Raw genomic sequence first — 17,413 nt, 5'->3', positions numbered from 1 at the left:
GATTATTTTTAGTTGATAAAAGTTCTGAGAGTGAGGTAGAATGCCCTACCTGGACGCTGAACGCTAAAGTTGTCGTAAGCTTTAGTGTCGAAAATATTGGTTGATTCTAGGGTAATGGAAAGGCGGTTATCTGGCCAGATATATGATATTCCTGCATTTTGAATAAACTGATTAGGAATTACATTTTTTAAATCCCGATTGCCATCTACAGCCCAGAAAAGGTAAAACTCATTAACGTATGCCCCCGACCACCAGGCTGAGAACTTACTTTTTGTTCCCAAAAAATTGTCTTCAGAAAATTTCACTTCGGCATTGCCGAATAAATAAGGAATGTTAGGTAAACGAGCATTGAAATATTTGTCATCTATTGACCCAGTCACACTTTTTGGAGAGCGATTTCTGATGTCCTGAAAAGTCAGGTTTGCTTTAGCACTTAGAAAAGGAAAAGCCTGAAAACTTAAGTCAACATCGAACCCCTTTACCGAGGCTTCAAGAAGGTTTTGATATTGGGCAAAAAACTGTGATGTCCTTAACCAAATAATGTTATCGGTGTGTCGGTAAAAGCCGTTGATATCCAACTTTATTTTTCCTTGCGTATAAAGTAGGCCTAGATTGGCATTGTGGCTTTGCTCGGGTTTTAGAAAAGGATTGGGTCTTACGAGAGTAAAGTCCCCAAAAAGCTCAAATTCATCAGGTAAACGAGTGGCATACTCATAGGAGGCTTTAGCAATAAAATTAGAGAGAAGATTAGCTCTAAACGATTGAGAGTAACCAATATTAGAAACACGCTGTTTATTGGGAACAAACTCTAAATTTTGAATGGCATATCCATCCGCCTGATAGGCAAAATGCTTTAATGCTGTGTAGCTACTTATCCCGTTTAAGAAAGTGTGTTCATAGGCTAAACCAGTAGCATTTTTAATGAGCACGGTTGGATTCTGGTAGAAATCCTGACCATAGAATTCTGCTGCAATTGGATCTTCTCCTGTACGCCTAAACCAAGATGAGAAAACATTAAAAATCACTTTTCCATTATTCCATGGATCAGAAACAATGTTGAACCGACTGACGGCATTTTTGGAGTTTAATTCAAGCAAGTTACGAGAGGTTGAAATTTCGCCTCCGTCCGTTCTCCTTCGATAAATTTCACCGTCCCAGGTATAAGCATTGAGTGTAGTATCTGTGAATTCACCTTTGGTAAAGTTCATTCCTCCATACCACTTCAATCCTGTTTTTGGGAGAATTTCTTCTTTTTCATATTCTACAGAGAAGCCAGTAGTGGCCTCGCTATACACTGCCTCACCATAAGGCTGAGACATTACAGCATTATGTTGTACATCATCATCTAAGCCAGAAAGTCTAAGACTAAGAATGAGCCTATCCGTCCAGTTTTTATCAACAACTCCTGCATAAAGGTTAATTAGGTGGTTTGAATACTTATCATGAAAGCGCTCAACTGTAGCGGGCTGTGGGTTTCCAAACTCATTCGGAATCTCAATATCAACAGTGTAATTATTATCTGAATGATTATAGAAGGAATTAATTCCAACCAGTAAACCCTTGTCTGGTTGAACAAGCTGCCCATTCAGATTAAGTTTATGGCTATTGAAAGAGCCGTATGAATAGGCCACATCTAAATAGTTGCGGTACTCTTTCCTTGGCACAATGTTAATTGCTCCACCCAGTGCGTCAGCACCAAGGTTTACCGGTACGACACCTTTATACACCTCAATTTGCTTCATCAGGTTTACAGGAAGCACGTTGAGACCCATACCTGAACCAAAATATGATAAGGGAATTCCGTCAAGAAAGAATTTGACCTGTTTGCCAGACATGCCATTTATATAGACCTCTGCATCACTACCAAAGCCGCCAGTTTGGCGTACATTCACTCCAGAAATCTGCTTAATAACATCACTGGTATTATTGCTTTGAGAATACAATAGTTTGGCTTCTAACAAAGCTACTGCAGCTACGCTCTCTTTCAATTCACTAGCTTCTGATTTACCTGTTACAGTAACTTCAGTTAGCTCAGTAATCAACTCCTCAAGCGTTAAGTCAATTTTCAGTTTCTGAGACTTTTGAATGGTAATTGATTTTTGAACTTCATTAAAACCTATAAACGAAGCCCTTAACCTATAAGCCCCTGGCTGTAACTGAGTAAAACTATATTTGCCCTCAGCACTTGAGACAGTAAATAGACTATCGTTTAAGCTCACATGGGCACCCGGAATAACTCCCCCATCATTTGAATAAACCATACCCTCAAGTATTGGCAATTGCGCATATAATGAAGGTGAAAGCATTATACAGCTGAAGAAGAATATTAGGAGGGACTTCATGGATAGAAATTGAGTTTTAACCTGTCGCGGTAAACCAAACCTTTATTACATTTTTGCAACAACGATGCAAGTATGAATTATTTACACATATTTGCAACAAGGTTGCAAATATGATTTGGTACGAATTGAAGAGTGGCTGAATATTAATTCTATTGGTTAGATAAACTGCGAGCCCAATAGTCCGAAATCATCCTAATGGCATTTATCCCATCTTCTGAATTGCCGTAATTACTCTTCTGCACTTCATAATATTGTAAAGTAGTGGAAGCAGCATAAAAGATTGCGGAATCGGTTTGGGTGGGTACATAGCCCTTAGGAATTGCATAAGTGAAATAACCACTCTTACCTGCCTTAACAGGAATGCTGAAGAAGTCACGCTTTACGAAAGCACCACTTTCATCTTCAGCGCTAGAAGCTTCCACAAAAAAATCAACAGCATAATCTGGGTAACCGAATAGGTATCCATAAGCTCTATAGCGATCATTTTTACTCTCAAATTCTATAGTTGTTAAAACTGTAGCCGGATCTGAATTGGCTGTAAATCCCCACTGTCCAAAGAAATTTGCCTTTTCGGAAATCACCTTAGCAAATAAGTCCTTTCTACAAACAAGCATTTGAAGGTTTCGCTTGCCTTGCCAACTCTGTTTATAGGGAATCAAAAGAAACTCTAGATTGTCATTGCTAAGTGCCTTTAATACTTTGTTCCAACTGCTCAACTCTTCTAAAGCCATTTTAACTGAGTCGGCTTTTAAATCAACTACATTTGCTTGTCCATCTTTCATTTCACTGGCTTTAGCTATTGGGTAGGATAGAGAAAAGCCAAGGCTACTGATTGGTTTTAAAGTATCCATTAAAGTGTATAAAGCCTCATGTTCTAAACCATAGCTAAGTAAATCATTAGCCATTTTTAACTCCGCTTCGGTAAGATGAGAAAGATTCCAATCACTAATTTTTGAAACGTAACCAAGGCGCTTGGTGGTGGTACACGACACCAATACCAGCAAGATGAGGGTTGATAAAAATACTTTTTTCATTCTAATCAATAGATCTACTCAGGTCAGCTAATTTATTCTGTTAAAGTCAGCCCTATCTGCAAGGTTTTATAGGTGTTATTGCAATCCAGGTTAGACCCTCTAGTTTTGCACATTTATTACTCGCCCCTAAAAATTTAGAAAGTAAGGTCAAGGGGGAATCTTTTCATTGATTTTGGAGCAAGAGTTGAATTTGGTTGAGCTGATTTACCAACTCTTCTTGCACTTTATAAATCTCCTCTTCACTAAGTTCAATTTTAGTGTGGCCATGATCATGCCCCTCATGCCTCTCATGCCCTGAGAGTTCAAGTGAATAACCTGGAATCTCAAAAAGCCCCTCTTCAAGCTCTTCAACAATCCTAGAAAGGCTATCTTTCTTTTGGTGGTTTGATTGTTCCAACATCTGCTCCAAGTGTTCCATCATTTCAATAGCCTCCTTTTGCTTTTGATATGCACGCTCCAGTAACTGATTATCTTCTTGATTCCCCGATTTGCATGAGTTTAAAATCGCGAAAATGAAAATTCCTATAATGAATCTGCTTTGCATTTTACTTAATGAGTTTAGCTTCTTGAAGAATAAAATTCATATGATCGATATCCAATTCATTCAATTTTAGCAGGCCTTTAATCTTTACAAATTCATCAGGTTCAAGCTGCTTTGGGAATTCTTTAAACTGGATTTCAGCAATCGATTCAGGGCCGGCACCTCCACAAAAGAAACAAGAACTAAAAGGCAATGCAGAGAGCATAAACATAGAGTCAAAATCTAAAGGAATATAATATCCTGAAAGTATCACCTCACTATTTTCTAAGGCTAGCAGTTCCTTATTAAAAGTAGGCACTTCAAAATATGCACCCACTTCCTCGAAGTACTTGGGTTTGAAAATCACCTTATCAAATATTTCCCAACCTTCTGGTTTTTGATTGAGCCCTGTATTTACAAATAAAACCAGGACCAAAGTGAGTACCGTTTTCATACCGATGATTGTTTCTGAAGTTTTTTATTAATAATGTGACTCGTTATTACCATTGCGGAACCAAGAACCCTCAATAGGGATTCAAGCCAAAAAATTTCAACCATACCACCAGCAATTATCAGCAGGAGACCCAACATTAAAAAAATGACCGCTTGCCTTCTCTTCAAATTGAAGTAGGTATGAAAAATAGATACGGAACCAATAATTGCAGCTAGTATAAACATAGGCGACTCCATCTTCTCCAAATACTCCATTTGCGCCCCTATAATTACTGATGAAATAAACAGGAAAGGAATGGCCGCGCAATGAATTAAGCAAACCAGCGATATAGCTATACCCCAATTATCTAAAAACGAAGGGCCTTTTGTTGTTCTAACCATGGCCAATGTTAGGGAGTAATTTTAATAAATGCAACGTTGTTGCATAAACAAATGTCAATTCTGTTTTCGACACACCTTTTTGACTTATGGAGAGTGATTAAAAATTGAGATTTATATTAGAGTTAAGCTAACATCAAAGCATTAGGGCTAGGAGGTCGAAATAGAACTCTTATTTAGCCTACTTCTGGATTCAGGTATAGAAAACTAAATCACTAAGAACAATCCTTGCATACTCCAACAAGAACACAATTCAGCCTTTCAACATTATAATCTTTAGGAAGTGAAAAATTGACCATCACGGGAAGACATTCGATGGTTTCACAAGCTGTGCAGCGAAAATGGAAATGGTTATCAGGTAGTTTATTTTCTTCTTTACATTTTACGCACAATGCAAAATACTGCTTACCATCATCTGCTACGATTTTATGAATTACTCCATCTTCACAAAAACTATTTAATATTCTGTAAATGGTAGCTCTATCAGCATTCACTGATATTTTCTTTTCAATCGCACTTTGACTCATTGCCTTTCTAGAATTCATCAAAGCGGACAATACAGCTTCTTTCGCTATGGTATTCCTTCTTTTCAAATCAGAGCTATTTCATTGCAACACTGTTGCAATTTTGTAAAAAGATTATACATTTGCAAAACACATTAACGCAACAGTGTTGCATTAATAACAAGCAAAAATTGAAAACACTGTTGGTAGTAAAACACAATAACCATGAGTAATTAGCACTTACTCAACCTTTTTTACTCACTAACATTCGAAATACCAATACAATGGAAGACAATAGTCATTTTGAAGTAATCATTATCGGAGGCAGTTATGCTGGCCTTTCTGCCGCCATGGCATTAGGGCGCTCTTTACGGAATGTTCTAATTATTGATAGTGGCTTGCCCTGCAACCGCCAAACACCTCATTCACATAATTTTCTTACGCAAGATGGGGCAACGCCAGCCGAAATAAGCGCAAAAGCGAAGGCTCAAGTTCTGAAGTACAGTACTGTTAAATTCTATAACGATCTGGCCGTAACTGGAAAGAAAATTGACAATGGATTTCAAATTGCCACAGCATCGGGAAAAGAATTTACCGCCAAGAAATTGATTTTTGCCACAGGCATTAAAGACACCATACCCGAAATTAAGGGATTTGCTGAATCTTGGGGGATTTCTATGGTCCACTGCCCATACTGCCATGGTTATGAATTGCGTAATCAAAAAACTGGCATTATAGCCAACGCAGATCGTGCCTTTCACTTAGCTTCGTTGGTCAGAAACTTGACAGACGACCTTACTATTCTAACTTCTGAAAAGGCGAGTTTTGATTCTGAACAAAGAGAAAAATTTAAGCAGCATAATATAAAAATCATAGAAGCTGAGATATCCGAAATTGAGCATGACAATGGTTACGTCAAGAATGTGATTTTCACTAATGGCGATAAAGCTCCATTTACTGGTATTTATGCCGCTATCCCATTCACACAGCATTCAGACATTCCGGCTTCATTAGGATGTGAGCTCAATGAAAATGGATATATAGAGGTCAACTTCTTACAAAAAACCACTATTGAAGGTGTATTTGCTTGTGGTGATAACTCAGCCATGATGCGTTCTGTTGCTACTGCAGTATATGGCGGAAACCTTGCAGGCGCTATGGTAAATAAAGAGTTGGTGGACGAACAATTTTAAGTCAAAGGCAAAATCAATGGTTATGATAAATGTAGAACTAATTGCCTCATCGATAAGTAGTTAAGTAGTATAATTTTTGGAAAGCCAACTTTACGGTAAAGCAAGAAACATAGAGTCTAAATCAGGCACATCAAATGATCAGCTTAATGCCTTTATTACTTCGGGCTTTCTTTAAAGGATAAGCACACTTGTGCATTTTCTACTTTCAACTGCCCTCAGTTAAACCGTATCACCCAAAAAGTCCCATATTTCATAAAAAGGTATTTTTACGACCTGAATTACATTACAGTACGACCGTTTTTTGTAAGCAATCTACCTTTGCTTAAACATTAAAACTTATTACCGATAACTTGTAAAAATGAAGGATTCAAAAACAAAGACAGAATCAACGATTAATCAAAAAAAATTCCCTGATCCAAATCAAACATTTCCACTCAAAGGGTACGAACAACTATGCTTCTTAAAAAACATAATTCGAAACCCAAATATTATTGTAGGCGACTTTACCTACTATCACGACTTTGAGGATGTAAAAAACTTTGAGCGAAACGTAAAGTACCATTTCGATTTCACGGGCGATAAATTGTTTATAGGAAAATTCTGCATGATTGCCTCAGGAGTGAAGTTTATAATGAACGGAGCAAACCACCTATCAGAGGCCATCAGCTCCTTCCCTTTTGCTATTTTCGAAGGCTGGGAACACGCTATGGACGGAAAGGCATATCCCTATAAAGGAGATACCCATATTGGAAATGATGTTTGGTTAGGTAATGACGTAACCATTATGCCCGGAGTGACAATAGGAGACGGAGCCATTGTAGGGGCAAATTCTGTAGTAACCAAAGATGTTCCTGCTTATAGTATAGTTGGGGGCAATCCGGCAAACATTATTAAAATGAGGTTTAGTGATGAACGCATTAAAGAATTGCTAAAAATGGCTTGGTGGAACTGGCCCATTGAAAAAATCAGCGCTCATGTATCTGAGCTAACAGGTAAGGATTTTATGCAAAACCACACATTGAAGACATCATCAAAAAAGGAATAATAGGTTTTGAGTTGGTATCATGACTTTAACACCAAATACTAAACGCAATATTCAAAGAATTGCTCCATTCGGGATAATTTGGCTTATCACGGGTTGGGTTTTTCTTTTGATTGAGTCTGCTGCAACTGGAAACCAGAATTTGAATCCAGAAGAAGTAATTACGCTCAGTCCTAAAGTATTCGTTTTTGCTAGTATAACCATTACCGTAGTTGGGCTATTAGTGGGAATTGCCGAAGTCATGCTCCTTCACAAACTCTTTGATCGATACAGCCTATCTACTAAAATTCTGCTGAAATTCGCTTTTTACCTATCTTCCTTATTTCTAGTAGTAGTTATTCTTTACCCACTGGCCGCAAGTATAGAGCTAAATTTAAGCCCACTTGACAAGCAAGTTTGGCTTAAATTCAAGAAGTATCTTTTGAGTATTGTCTTTCTAAGCAACATAGTCCAAATATCCTTTTCGCTCATATTAAGCTTATTGTACGCAGCCGTCAGCGACCACTTAGGTCATAACGTTCTACTCAACTTCTTTTCAGGAAAATATCATAAGCCCATTAAAGAGCAACGCATCTTTATGTTTTTAGACATGCGTTCATCTACTTCAATTGCCGAAAAACTAGGGCATGAAAAGTACTTCGAACTGCTGAAAATGTACTACCAAGCAATGGCTCGACCCATCATCGACCATGAGGGAACTGTTTATCAATACATTGGAGATGAGGTAGTGGTTACTTGGAAAAAAGAGGTTGGACTGAACAACGCTAACTGTATCGCCTGTTTTTTCGCTATTCAGAAAAGTATTCAAAGTCTAAAAGATAAATTTCAAAGTCAGTTTGGTTTAGTTCCTAGTTTTAAGGGAGGCCTTCATTTGGGAGAAGTAACCATAGGTGAGGTAGGTGCACTAAAGAAGGAGATTGTTTTTACTGGCGATGTACTCAATACTACAGCACGAATTCAGTCCTTATGCAATGAATATAAGCACGACTTAATAATTTCTGGCGATTTGAAATTAAATCTGAACTCATATCAAGCCTTCAAGTTCACATCCTTGGCCTCACTCAACCTAAGAGGTAAATCAGAGCTCACCGAACTCTATGCTGTAAACCTTCCTAAGCCTAACCTTTTACTCTAATAAGGTGCGGAATTACGCTAAAAAAGTACGAAAAGGTAAATCAAGACGATAAGCCCCTTCATCCATTCCATTTTTGAGTCACAATCAGCCCGAAGGCTATTTCAAACTCAAAAACAAAAACATTATGAAAACAACGTTCAAACTAAGTGTGGTGCTTATCATCTTCATCAGTGCGTGCTCACCAAAAATCAATTACATCGGTAATCAATACAACCCCACCTCAGAAGTTGAATTATTTTTTGACTCAAAAGACATAAAGCGTGAATATACGGTCATGGGTTTTATGCAAAATGAAGGTCGAGAATTCGCTAATGACCCAGAAGACATTAAGGTTGCGCTAATCGAAGAAGCAAAAAAAAGAGGCGCAGATGCGATTCTTTTTGGCGATGGTTACCAAGAGCTTATAAACAGCACTGATGGTATAGGCTTTGGAGAAAAAATAGGAAACGGTGACGTTCTTGGGCTCAACTCCGGTTTCGTCAATCGAGTAAAAGTATTCAAAGTTAAACTGATCAAATATCAGTAGTGCATTTATTCACAAAACAGGTAGTTAAACTCATTAGTTGATTTTAACTACCTGTTCAAAAAACCATAAACAAAAGGGTTTGCAGTAACACCAAGTTGCTTTTCAAGCCACAAAAACTACTTATCGCCACTTTCTTCAGACGGGATAAAGAGAAAATACAGAAGGTATTTAGAGTTTAAAAAAACACTTTTGTATTTTCGGTCAAGGATCAATTAATTTCCCCTTGATTAACCAAAAATCTATAGCTGTTCTTCCGTTCGACAACCTAAGCTCTGATCCTGAGAATGAATATTTTTCGGATGGTATGACGGAAGAAATAATCAATGCGCTAAGCAAAGTAGAAGGCTTACAAGTAACTGCTCGCACTTCTTCATTTCTATTCAAAAACAAGAAGGAGGATGTTCGGCACATTGGAAATAAATTAGGCGTTTCCACGGTTTTAGAGGGCAGTATTCGCAAATCTGGCGACCGAGTTAGAATTACCTCTCAACTGATAAGAACGGATAACGGCTTCCATATTTGGTCAGAAAATTTTGACCGTAACCTCACAGATATTTTTGATCTTCAGGATGAAATTAGCTTACTAATTGCAGAAAAAATCAGAGAGACTTTCGGTCACCTTGAAATTAATGAGCATTTAGTTTCTCCTTCAACCCAAAACATTAAAGCCTACGAAGTTTTCTTAAAGGGAACTTACCATTTTAAAAGAAAGGATTTTGATGACATTCAACTGGCCTTAAAGCTTTTTGAAGAAGCCGTTACGCTCGATCCAAATTATGCAGAAGCCTACGCTTACATGGGTGAAACATACATTCATTTGAGCGGGTTTAATTTGTTGACGCCAGAAGAAGGTTTTAAAAATGCCCGAAAATCTGCCGAAAAGGCCATTGAAATCAATAAAGAAGAGGCACGCGCCTATAAAGTGATTGCCAATGTTGACCTTTTTTACGACTGGAAATGGGATGAGTCCATCGCGGCATATAATATGGCCATCAAATATGGAATGGCCTCAGATAATGACTTCATTTCTTACTATTACATCTTCATTCAAAAAGATTATGAACTGGCCATTAGTATAGCAAAAGAAACGGTAAGCAAAGACCCCCTACATGCCATAACCCATTGGCAACTTGGTTTATGCTACTATTTTGCCCAACAATTTCAACCCGCATTGGAGGCCTTTAAAGCAAGCATTCGGTTAGACGAGAATTTTGCCGAGTCTATGCGATGGGCTGGCCTAGTTTACGCCTGTTTAGGTGATTTCGAAAACGCTTTTGATTATGTGAATATGGCCTTAAATAAAATGCAGGGTCAAGGTCTTGCTAATATAGACCGCCTTAGTATTCGCATTCTCAGTGGCGAAAAAGAAAATGTAATCGAGGATATTGAAAACCTAAACACGCCAGATCCTTGTGATAAGGCTCAGTTATATAGTCTTCTGAAAATGCCAGAAAAAGCGGTTCCACTTCTAAAGAAAGGCTTTGAAACTCGCTCTACCATGCTGGTTACCTTAAAACATTATTGGATTTGGGATAATATTCGTGAAGATCTAGGTTTTAAAGAAGTGGTGAAAGCCATGAATTTTGGCGACCAAAAAACGCACAAACCTCATCAACAAACCTCTCAGTTGGTTCCGGTAAATAACTATGGGCTAACAGAGGGCGATATTGAGCAGATAATGACAGCTCTTAATGAAGCCATGAATCATGAAGAGTATGTTACAGATCATGAATTATCTTTAAGAAAACTGGCAGAGTTAATCAACCTCCACCCCAACAAGTTATCATGGGTTTTGAACGATCAAATGGGTAAGAACTTTAACGAGTTTATCAACGAACACAGATTAACACTTTTTCAACACAAAGCTAAAGACCCCGCCAACAGCCATTTTTCAATCCTCGGCCTTGCTTATGAAAGCGGATTTTCTTCAAAATCAGTTTTTAATGATTTCTTTAAAAAGAAGATGGGCACCACTCCAAAAGTTTGGATGAAGCAGTAATATAATGACTGATACAAGCATTAAGGCAGCCCCACTTAACAGATATCAGGTACTAATAACGGTAATCATAGTCCTACTCCTGTTTACCATTGTGGTGGACTACATGTTACTTTCTGCCCTTAGCGCCATTCTTTTACCTGCGCTTAACTTAAGTACTGAACAATTTGGGGCCTTGGCTAGCGCCTATGCTTTCAGTGCTGCCATCTCCAGTTTTATTTCAACAGGTTTTGCCGATCGGTTTAATAGAAAATCTTACCTGCTTTTCTTTTATTTTGGTTTTATACTAGGTATCGTTTGCTGTGCCTTGGCTCCCTCATATTGGGTTTTATTAGCAGCCAGAATAGTAACCGGCATTTTTGGTGGAATAGTAGGTTCTACCTGTTTTGCAATTATAGCCGACCTTTTTCTACTAAACCAAAGGGGGCGAGTTATGGGCTTTGTTCAAATGTCGTATGCTGCTGGTCAAATCGGTGGCTTGCCATTGGCCATGTACGCAGCAAATGAATTTACTTGGCAAGCACCATATTGGATTATCGCTTTTTTAGGCTTAGGAATAGGTCTAGCCTTATTCTATTTTATGCAGCCGCTAAAAGAGCACTTAAAGCAAGTTCAAAATCAAATGCCTTGGCAAAAAGTGCTTCAAGTTATTCACAAAAAAAACCATTGGAATGTGTTTTTGAATAACGCCCTTCTTGTAATAGGCGATGTATTAATACTCACTTTTGACGCTGCTTACATGGCCAATAACTTAAAGTTAAGTTTAGAAAAAATTCCACTAGTTTATGTAGTTACTGGTGGTGTTACTCTACTATTTGGCCCCATTTTCGGTAGGCTTTCTGACAAACTCGGTAAGTTGAAGGTTTTTACTATTGGAACTGTGCTCTCAATCGGGGCGATTGCCATGTACTCTAACCTGCAAGAAGCTACTTTTGCAATGATAATAATCATTCACGCCTTGCTATTTATCGGTATCAATGCCCGAATGGTATCTTCTACAGCCCTAGGAATGGAAGTGCCAAAACTTAAAGACCGAGGTGCCTTTATGGCTTTTGACTCTTCAGTACAACAATTGGCCAGTGCCCTAGCCGCAGCATTTGCTGGCTTGGTTCTCTACACAACTGCAGACGGTTCTCTAAGCCGCTATTGGTTACTAGGCCTTATCGTAATTTCTTTTATGCTCACTACCCTATTTTTCATGCAACGCATACAAAGCACTATTCACAAGGCGTAGAATTCCTTTTAAAAGAAGTCCTAAATCTCATTCCAATGTACTGTATATGCTAGTACGGACGATTGGCATAAGCCTTTGCCAGACATTTGAAAGAAAAAAAGGCAATGAGAAAAACAACACCATTATTCACACAACTGGCTTTAGTAATTATAATGTGCTTAGCCAGCAATGAAACTAACGCGCAAACACAAGGCATCCGTCTCAGCAACGAGGTAAGACAATTTACCCTTTATGTTCCTGAAGGCATTGAAAAAACTGACCCCACGGCTTTAGTTATCAGTTTACACGGTTCGGGAATGACAGCCTTAGAACATATGTTTTATACTGAAATGAACAAAACTGCAGATAAAAAAGGCTTTATCGTAGCTTATCCGCAGGGCAAAAACAACGACTGGAATGTAGGTTTTGATCAAGAATATGATTCAGGAAACGATGTTGAATTTATCGACTCTCTAATCAATAAAATAAAGAAACACTACCATATTAAAGACCAAGAAGTTTTTGCCGTTGGCTTATCAAGAGGAGGCTTCTTTGCTCAACGATTGGCGACTGATTTACCAGATGCTTTTACAGCCATTGCCAGCATTGGCGCTCCTATTTCTGACAAAGTGATTGAAAGGTTTCCTGAGCAAACCAATACTGGTTTTTTACTTGCCCACGGTACGGCAGACCAAATTGTAGCTTTTAATGGTAAAAAAGGTGCATACTCCTCAGCCGAGGAAACAATTAATTTTTGGAAGGCCAAACTCAACCTCAATCAGAAAGCGAAAGTAACCAAGCACAATTCTCGAGAAGACGCCACACAAATTGAGCTAGAGGAGTTTTGTGGAAAGAAAAAAGTTGTTTTCCTCAAAATTATTGAAGGTGGACATACCTGGCCTAATGCCTCTGACTTCAATGTGGGTTTTCCTTTGGGACGAACTACACACGACCTAGACTTTAACGCATTCTTATGGGAATTCTTCCAAGGCAACCTGAAGTAAAAGTCTGAATCGCAACAACGCTAACCTTTAGGTATGAAACTTAAAAAAGCACTTAGCATTATTTGGCTTATCGGCTTTGAGAATATGGTAATAGCCGAAGCAATCACTTATGCAACTCCCAAGATTCTCCAAGCCATATTAAATACGGTTGGCGGGAAAGAATTTTCATTAAAAGAACTTCTCTTTTTGGTTTTGTTCATAGAGGCTTCCGTAGCCACATTCTTCATTTGCAGACTTTTAAAAGGGAAAATCAACAAGTTAAACAACATTCTTGGCGCGGGTATCACGCTGTTAGTCATCATCAAATTAGAGTCTATGAATTCAGAATATTGGTTGTTTGCCATTATTGAAACCGCCTGTATGGTCTCTATAATTATACTCTGTTTCCTATTGTCACCAAAAGCACAAGAGGATTCAACTTATAAAATAAAAAAGTCCGACTTCTCATAATTGAAGGCCTGAAATAAAACCTCGGACGATTACGGTCGATTGGCTCCCCAACTTTGAACCATCAAATTTTTAAAGATCAAAAACTATGAAAACAACAATTAAACAATTATTCATTTTAGTCATCATCGCATTGGTTACGGCATGCAGCGATGACGATAAGCCAATACCAGATTATACAAACGCTGAAGCCTTATTAGAAGAGAATGGTTTTCAAGGAAGTATACTTATTAGAAAAGGAAACACCGACTTTCTAAGAAAAGGATTTGGAATGGCCGATGCGCAAGAAAACATCACCAATGATCCTAGCCTAATTTACCGAATTGGCTCTGTAACCAAAACTTTCACAGCCATGGGGCTTGCCGCTCTAAAACGCGATGGACTTATTGATAGCTACGATCAGACCATAAGCGATTTTGATGATGAGTTTCCCAATGGAGACAAAATTACTTTAAGGCACTTGCTCACTCATTATTCAGGTATTCCTGATTATACAAGTGCTGTGGAAGAATCGAGCATATTTTTCACTCCAAATGACATATACGATTTACTAAAAGAGTCTGCCGAAACAGACGGTCTTCTGTTCGAGCCAGGTTCACAGTTTGCCTACTCAAATTCAAACTACCTCATTTTAGGTTTATTGATAGAAGCCCTTTCCGATATGAGCTATCATGAATACCTACAATCCAAAGTATTCGGTCCGCTTGATATGGAAAACACAGGAAAAGGAGAAAATGAAATTGAAGGTGAAAACTTTGCAAAAGGCTACCTAAACGGTGTTGAGGTAGCTCCTTATCAAATGCAAATTGCATACAGCGCTGGCGACTTAATAAGCACCATTGGTGACCTTGAAAAATGGGCCGATGCAATGATGGGCGACAGCTTTATTTCCGCACCAGAGAAAGCAGAAATATTTGCCGAACCACATTCAGAAGATAATTTCTTTACCCCAGGCTTAGGCTGGTACACCATAAAAGTAGACGGTACGCTCATTTATAACCATGGGGGAAATATTGACGGTTTCACTTCAATCATCGCCCTACTTCCAGAAACCAACAGCATGATCATTATGCTCAGTAATCAAGATAGCTGGGAGCCGATTAATGAAGTATTAGATGCCTTAATCAACAACGAATTTTAATTAGAAAACAGGTCATGGTTGTCGAAAATCGATTCAGACAACAATCAAATTCAATCTCAAACAATAAAACTCAAAAAAATGAAACGTTTATTATTAATTATGTTGGTGCTACTATGCACCAACATAGCGGTCAACGCTCAAGATAGCTCCGCTACCCAAACCATTCGCGGCACCATTGTAGATGCTGACAGCAAATCAGGAATTTATGGGGTGAATATCAAAATCGTAGACAGTAACCCATTAAAAGGAACCATCACAGACCCAGACGGAAACTTTAGGATAGAAAATGTACCGGTTGGTCGTGTTTCGCTTCAGTTAAGCTTTGTAGGTTACGAAAGCAGAATCATATCAAACATCATTGTTAATGTAGGCAAGGAAGTGGTCTTGGAACTTCAAATGCAAGAAGTGGCCATAGACCTTGATGACATAGTGGTTACTCCAGAAATTGAAGAAGGCGTGCCCGCTAATGAAATGGTTTTGATCAGTGGCCGGTCTATTTCTATGGAAGAACTAACACGAATGGCAACAGGTTTTAACGATCCTGCTATGATCACGTCAAACTTTGCTGGTGTTGCGAACGCAGGAGATGGCGGAAACGATATTATAGTAAGAGGAAACTCGCCAAAATATGTGCAATGGAGACTAGAAGGTATGCCAATGACCACTCCCAATCACTTTGGTGATCAAGGAATGATTAATGGTACCACCGGAATATTGAACAGTAATCTGTTAGCCAATTCCGATTTCTTTACGGGCGCTTTTTCACCAGAATTCGGAAACGTAATTGGAGGTATTTATGACATCAAATTGAGAAAAGGTAATAACGAAAAGCAAGAAGCTATTGCTGGTATTGGTTTATTGGGTACAGACCTTACTTTAGAAGGGCCTCTAAAAAAAGGGTACAATGGTTCTTACCTAATCAACTATCGTTACTCAACTGCGGATGTATTAAATCAATTGGGGGCTTTAGATGTAGAGGGAAATCCTAAATTTCAAGATGCCGCGGTTAAGTTTCACCTGCCTACAAAGAGAGCTGGGCTCTTTTCAATATACGCTTTAGGGGGAATAAGCAGCCTTGGTTTTGACGATGTTCAACCAGACGACTGGAATATTCCTGGATCAGACGAAATGATTCCGAACCTTCAAACTGAATTTGACAAAAAGTCTTTCCTACTCAATACAGGAGTTAGCCATACCTACTTTTTTACAGATGATAACTTTATTGAAACTGGGCTTTCGGCCACTTTTGATGGAGTAAAAGATGATGTGTTCCGCAATGAAAGCGATACAGAACGTATTCATAGTTTGAAAAGTGATTTACAAAAATCGGCATATAGAGCGCAGGCAAACTATCATCATAAACTGAATGCAAAAAATAAAATTCAGGCGGGAGTGATCTACACACTTTTTGATTATAAGAATCAACAAATCCGTCAAGATTTTGGCGAAAACCAAGCTACTCCGGTGTTAGATTTTAACGAAAACATGGGCAATATGAGAAGCTATATTAGCTGGAAACATCGTTTCAATCAGGATGTTACCCTTGTAGCAGGGGTACATAATACCAACGTTTTCTTCAACAAAAAACACACACTTGAGCCAAGATTAGCCCTAAGCTGGCAAATGAGCCTAAAGAGCAAGCTTAATTTCGGTTATGGAAACCATAGCACCATGGAAGGAGTGAATCATTATTTCGCTCAAATAAGAGATGGGAATGGCAACCTTACACAGCCCAATTTAAATCTTGATCTTTTAAAAGCACATCATCTAGTATTGGGTTACAACTACAAAATCAATCAAAACTGGGATTTCACCCTAGAAATGTACTATCAAGATCTTTATGATCTACCCGTTGAAAACAATGTAAATAGTATTTTTTCTACCGTTAATGAAGACCTAGATGTTACCTATGTAGCCCTAGTAAATGAAGGCAAAGGAACAAATACCGGTATTGAACTTACCATAAACAGAAGCTTTGCCAATGGCTACTACTTTATGGCCAATACCTCTGTCTTCGAATCTCACTATACGGCTTTAGACGGTGTGGAGCGTAGTACTCGATTTGATAGTGATTACCGCATCAATATTTTAGGCGGACGAGAGTTTTCAGGTTTAGGTAAAAAGAAAAACCAGACGATTGCCATTAACGCTAAACTCTTTTTCCAAGGAGGACAAAAAATACTACCCCTACTTAGAACTGAGTCAGGCAGCTTAAACGTAGACCCAGACAATAATAAGTTTTGGGATTATAGCAAAGCCTACCAAAATAGTTTAGAAGACCTTTATGCCCTTACACTTTCCGCAAGCTTTAAATGGGACAAAAAGAGAACTACCCACGAACTGTTAGTCAACCTAGAAAACATAACCGACAATAAAGGGAAACTGAGAGAGTATTACGATGCAAGTGAGCCAGGAGGAGTTGGCTATACCACTCAGTTCGGTTTGCTACCAAATCTGATGTACCGAATCTATTTTTAAGTAAAGAA

General features: G+C 38.5%; 16 protein-coding genes. 10 read left to right on the top strand and 6 right to left on the bottom strand.

Annotated elements, in window-relative coordinates:
* Nucleotides 1–8: 8 nt before the first annotated feature.
* From MB14_RS03940 to MB14_RS03915, 6 genes are all read right to left on the bottom strand, one after another.
* On the bottom strand, nucleotides 9–2,342 hold the full coding sequence (locus MB14_RS03940; RefSeq protein ID WP_246032608.1) for a TonB-dependent receptor: 2,334 nt from the start codon (nucleotides 2,340–2,342) through the stop codon (nucleotides 9–11).
* A 149-nt stretch (nucleotides 2,343–2,491) separates the two neighbouring features.
* Complete coding sequence (locus tag MB14_RS03935) at nucleotides 2,492–3,376, bottom strand: hypothetical protein (RefSeq protein WP_062588944.1); 885 nt, start codon at nucleotides 3,374–3,376, stop codon at nucleotides 2,492–2,494.
* 163 nt (nucleotides 3,377–3,539) lie between these two features.
* Nucleotides 3,540–3,920 carry a hypothetical protein gene (locus MB14_RS03930; protein ID WP_062588941.1) on the bottom strand — a complete coding sequence of 127 codons (381 nt, stop codon included), beginning with the start codon at nucleotides 3,918–3,920 and terminating at the stop codon, nucleotides 3,540–3,542.
* Nucleotide 3,921: 1 nt separating this feature from the next.
* Nucleotides 3,922–4,350: a hypothetical protein gene (locus MB14_RS03925; protein WP_062588939.1), complete on the bottom strand. Its 429-nt coding sequence runs from the start codon at nucleotides 4,348–4,350 to the stop codon at nucleotides 3,922–3,924.
* A complete protein-coding gene (locus MB14_RS03920; RefSeq protein WP_062588937.1) occupies nucleotides 4,347–4,730 on the bottom strand; it encodes a MerC domain-containing protein in 384 nt (127 codons plus the stop codon). The genes MB14_RS03925 and MB14_RS03920 overlap by 4 nt, the downstream gene beginning before the upstream one ends.
* Nucleotides 4,731–4,942: 212 nt before the next feature.
* Nucleotides 4,943–5,320, bottom strand: a complete 378-nt coding sequence (locus MB14_RS03915) for a Fur family transcriptional regulator (protein WP_062588935.1) — start codon at nucleotides 5,318–5,320, stop codon at nucleotides 4,943–4,945.
* A 194-nt stretch (nucleotides 5,321–5,514) separates the two neighbouring features.
* Here MB14_RS03915 and MB14_RS03910 point away from each other — a divergent pair, with 194 nt between their 5' ends.
* The 10 genes from MB14_RS03910 to MB14_RS03865 all read left to right on the top strand — a co-directional run bounded on the left by MB14_RS03910 (nucleotide 5,515) and on the right by MB14_RS03865 (nucleotide 17,405).
* On the top strand, nucleotides 5,515–6,423 hold the full coding sequence (locus MB14_RS03910) for an NAD(P)/FAD-dependent oxidoreductase (protein ID WP_062588932.1): 909 nt from the start codon (nucleotides 5,515–5,517) through the stop codon (nucleotides 6,421–6,423).
* A gap of 358 nt (nucleotides 6,424–6,781) precedes the next feature.
* Entirely contained in the window at nucleotides 6,782–7,468 is a 687-nt protein-coding gene (locus MB14_RS03905) for a CatB-related O-acetyltransferase (protein ID WP_062588930.1), read from the top strand.
* Nucleotides 7,469–7,487: 19 nt separating this feature from the next.
* Entirely contained in the window at nucleotides 7,488–8,600 is a 1,113-nt protein-coding gene (locus MB14_RS03900; RefSeq protein WP_089082147.1) for an adenylate/guanylate cyclase domain-containing protein, read from the top strand.
* 124 nt (nucleotides 8,601–8,724) lie between these two features.
* Nucleotides 8,725–9,126, top strand: coding sequence for a hypothetical protein (locus MB14_RS03895; RefSeq protein WP_062588928.1), 402 nt, complete (start codon nucleotides 8,725–8,727; stop codon nucleotides 9,124–9,126).
* A 223-nt stretch (nucleotides 9,127–9,349) separates the two neighbouring features.
* Complete coding sequence (locus MB14_RS03890) at nucleotides 9,350–11,125, top strand: helix-turn-helix domain-containing protein (protein WP_062588926.1); 1,776 nt, start codon at nucleotides 9,350–9,352, stop codon at nucleotides 11,123–11,125.
* 4 nt (nucleotides 11,126–11,129) lie between these two features.
* A complete protein-coding gene (locus MB14_RS03885; protein WP_062588918.1) occupies nucleotides 11,130–12,356 on the top strand; it encodes an MFS transporter in 1,227 nt (408 codons plus the stop codon).
* 104 nt (nucleotides 12,357–12,460) lie between these two features.
* Nucleotides 12,461–13,339 (top strand): CE1 family esterase, encoded by an 879-nt coding sequence (locus MB14_RS03880; protein ID WP_062588916.1) that lies wholly within the window; start codon nucleotides 12,461–12,463, stop codon nucleotides 13,337–13,339.
* Between the two features lie 33 nt (nucleotides 13,340–13,372).
* A complete protein-coding gene (locus MB14_RS03875) occupies nucleotides 13,373–13,789 on the top strand; it encodes a hypothetical protein (RefSeq protein ID WP_062588914.1) in 417 nt (138 codons plus the stop codon).
* An 85-nt stretch (nucleotides 13,790–13,874) separates the two neighbouring features.
* Entirely contained in the window at nucleotides 13,875–14,927 is a 1,053-nt protein-coding gene (locus tag MB14_RS03870) for a serine hydrolase domain-containing protein (RefSeq protein ID WP_062588912.1), read from the top strand.
* 78 nt (nucleotides 14,928–15,005) lie between these two features.
* A complete protein-coding gene (locus MB14_RS03865; protein ID WP_062589037.1) occupies nucleotides 15,006–17,405 on the top strand; it encodes a TonB-dependent receptor in 2,400 nt (799 codons plus the stop codon).
* Nucleotides 17,406–17,413 lie beyond the last annotated feature (8 nt).

Source organism: Roseivirga ehrenbergii (genome assembly GCF_001593005.1).
Classification (GTDB): domain Bacteria; phylum Bacteroidota; class Bacteroidia; order Cytophagales; family Cyclobacteriaceae; genus Roseivirga; species Roseivirga ehrenbergii.
The sequence above is the reverse complement of the archived record's forward strand: the minus strand, read 5'-3'. Positions and strand labels throughout refer to the sequence as shown.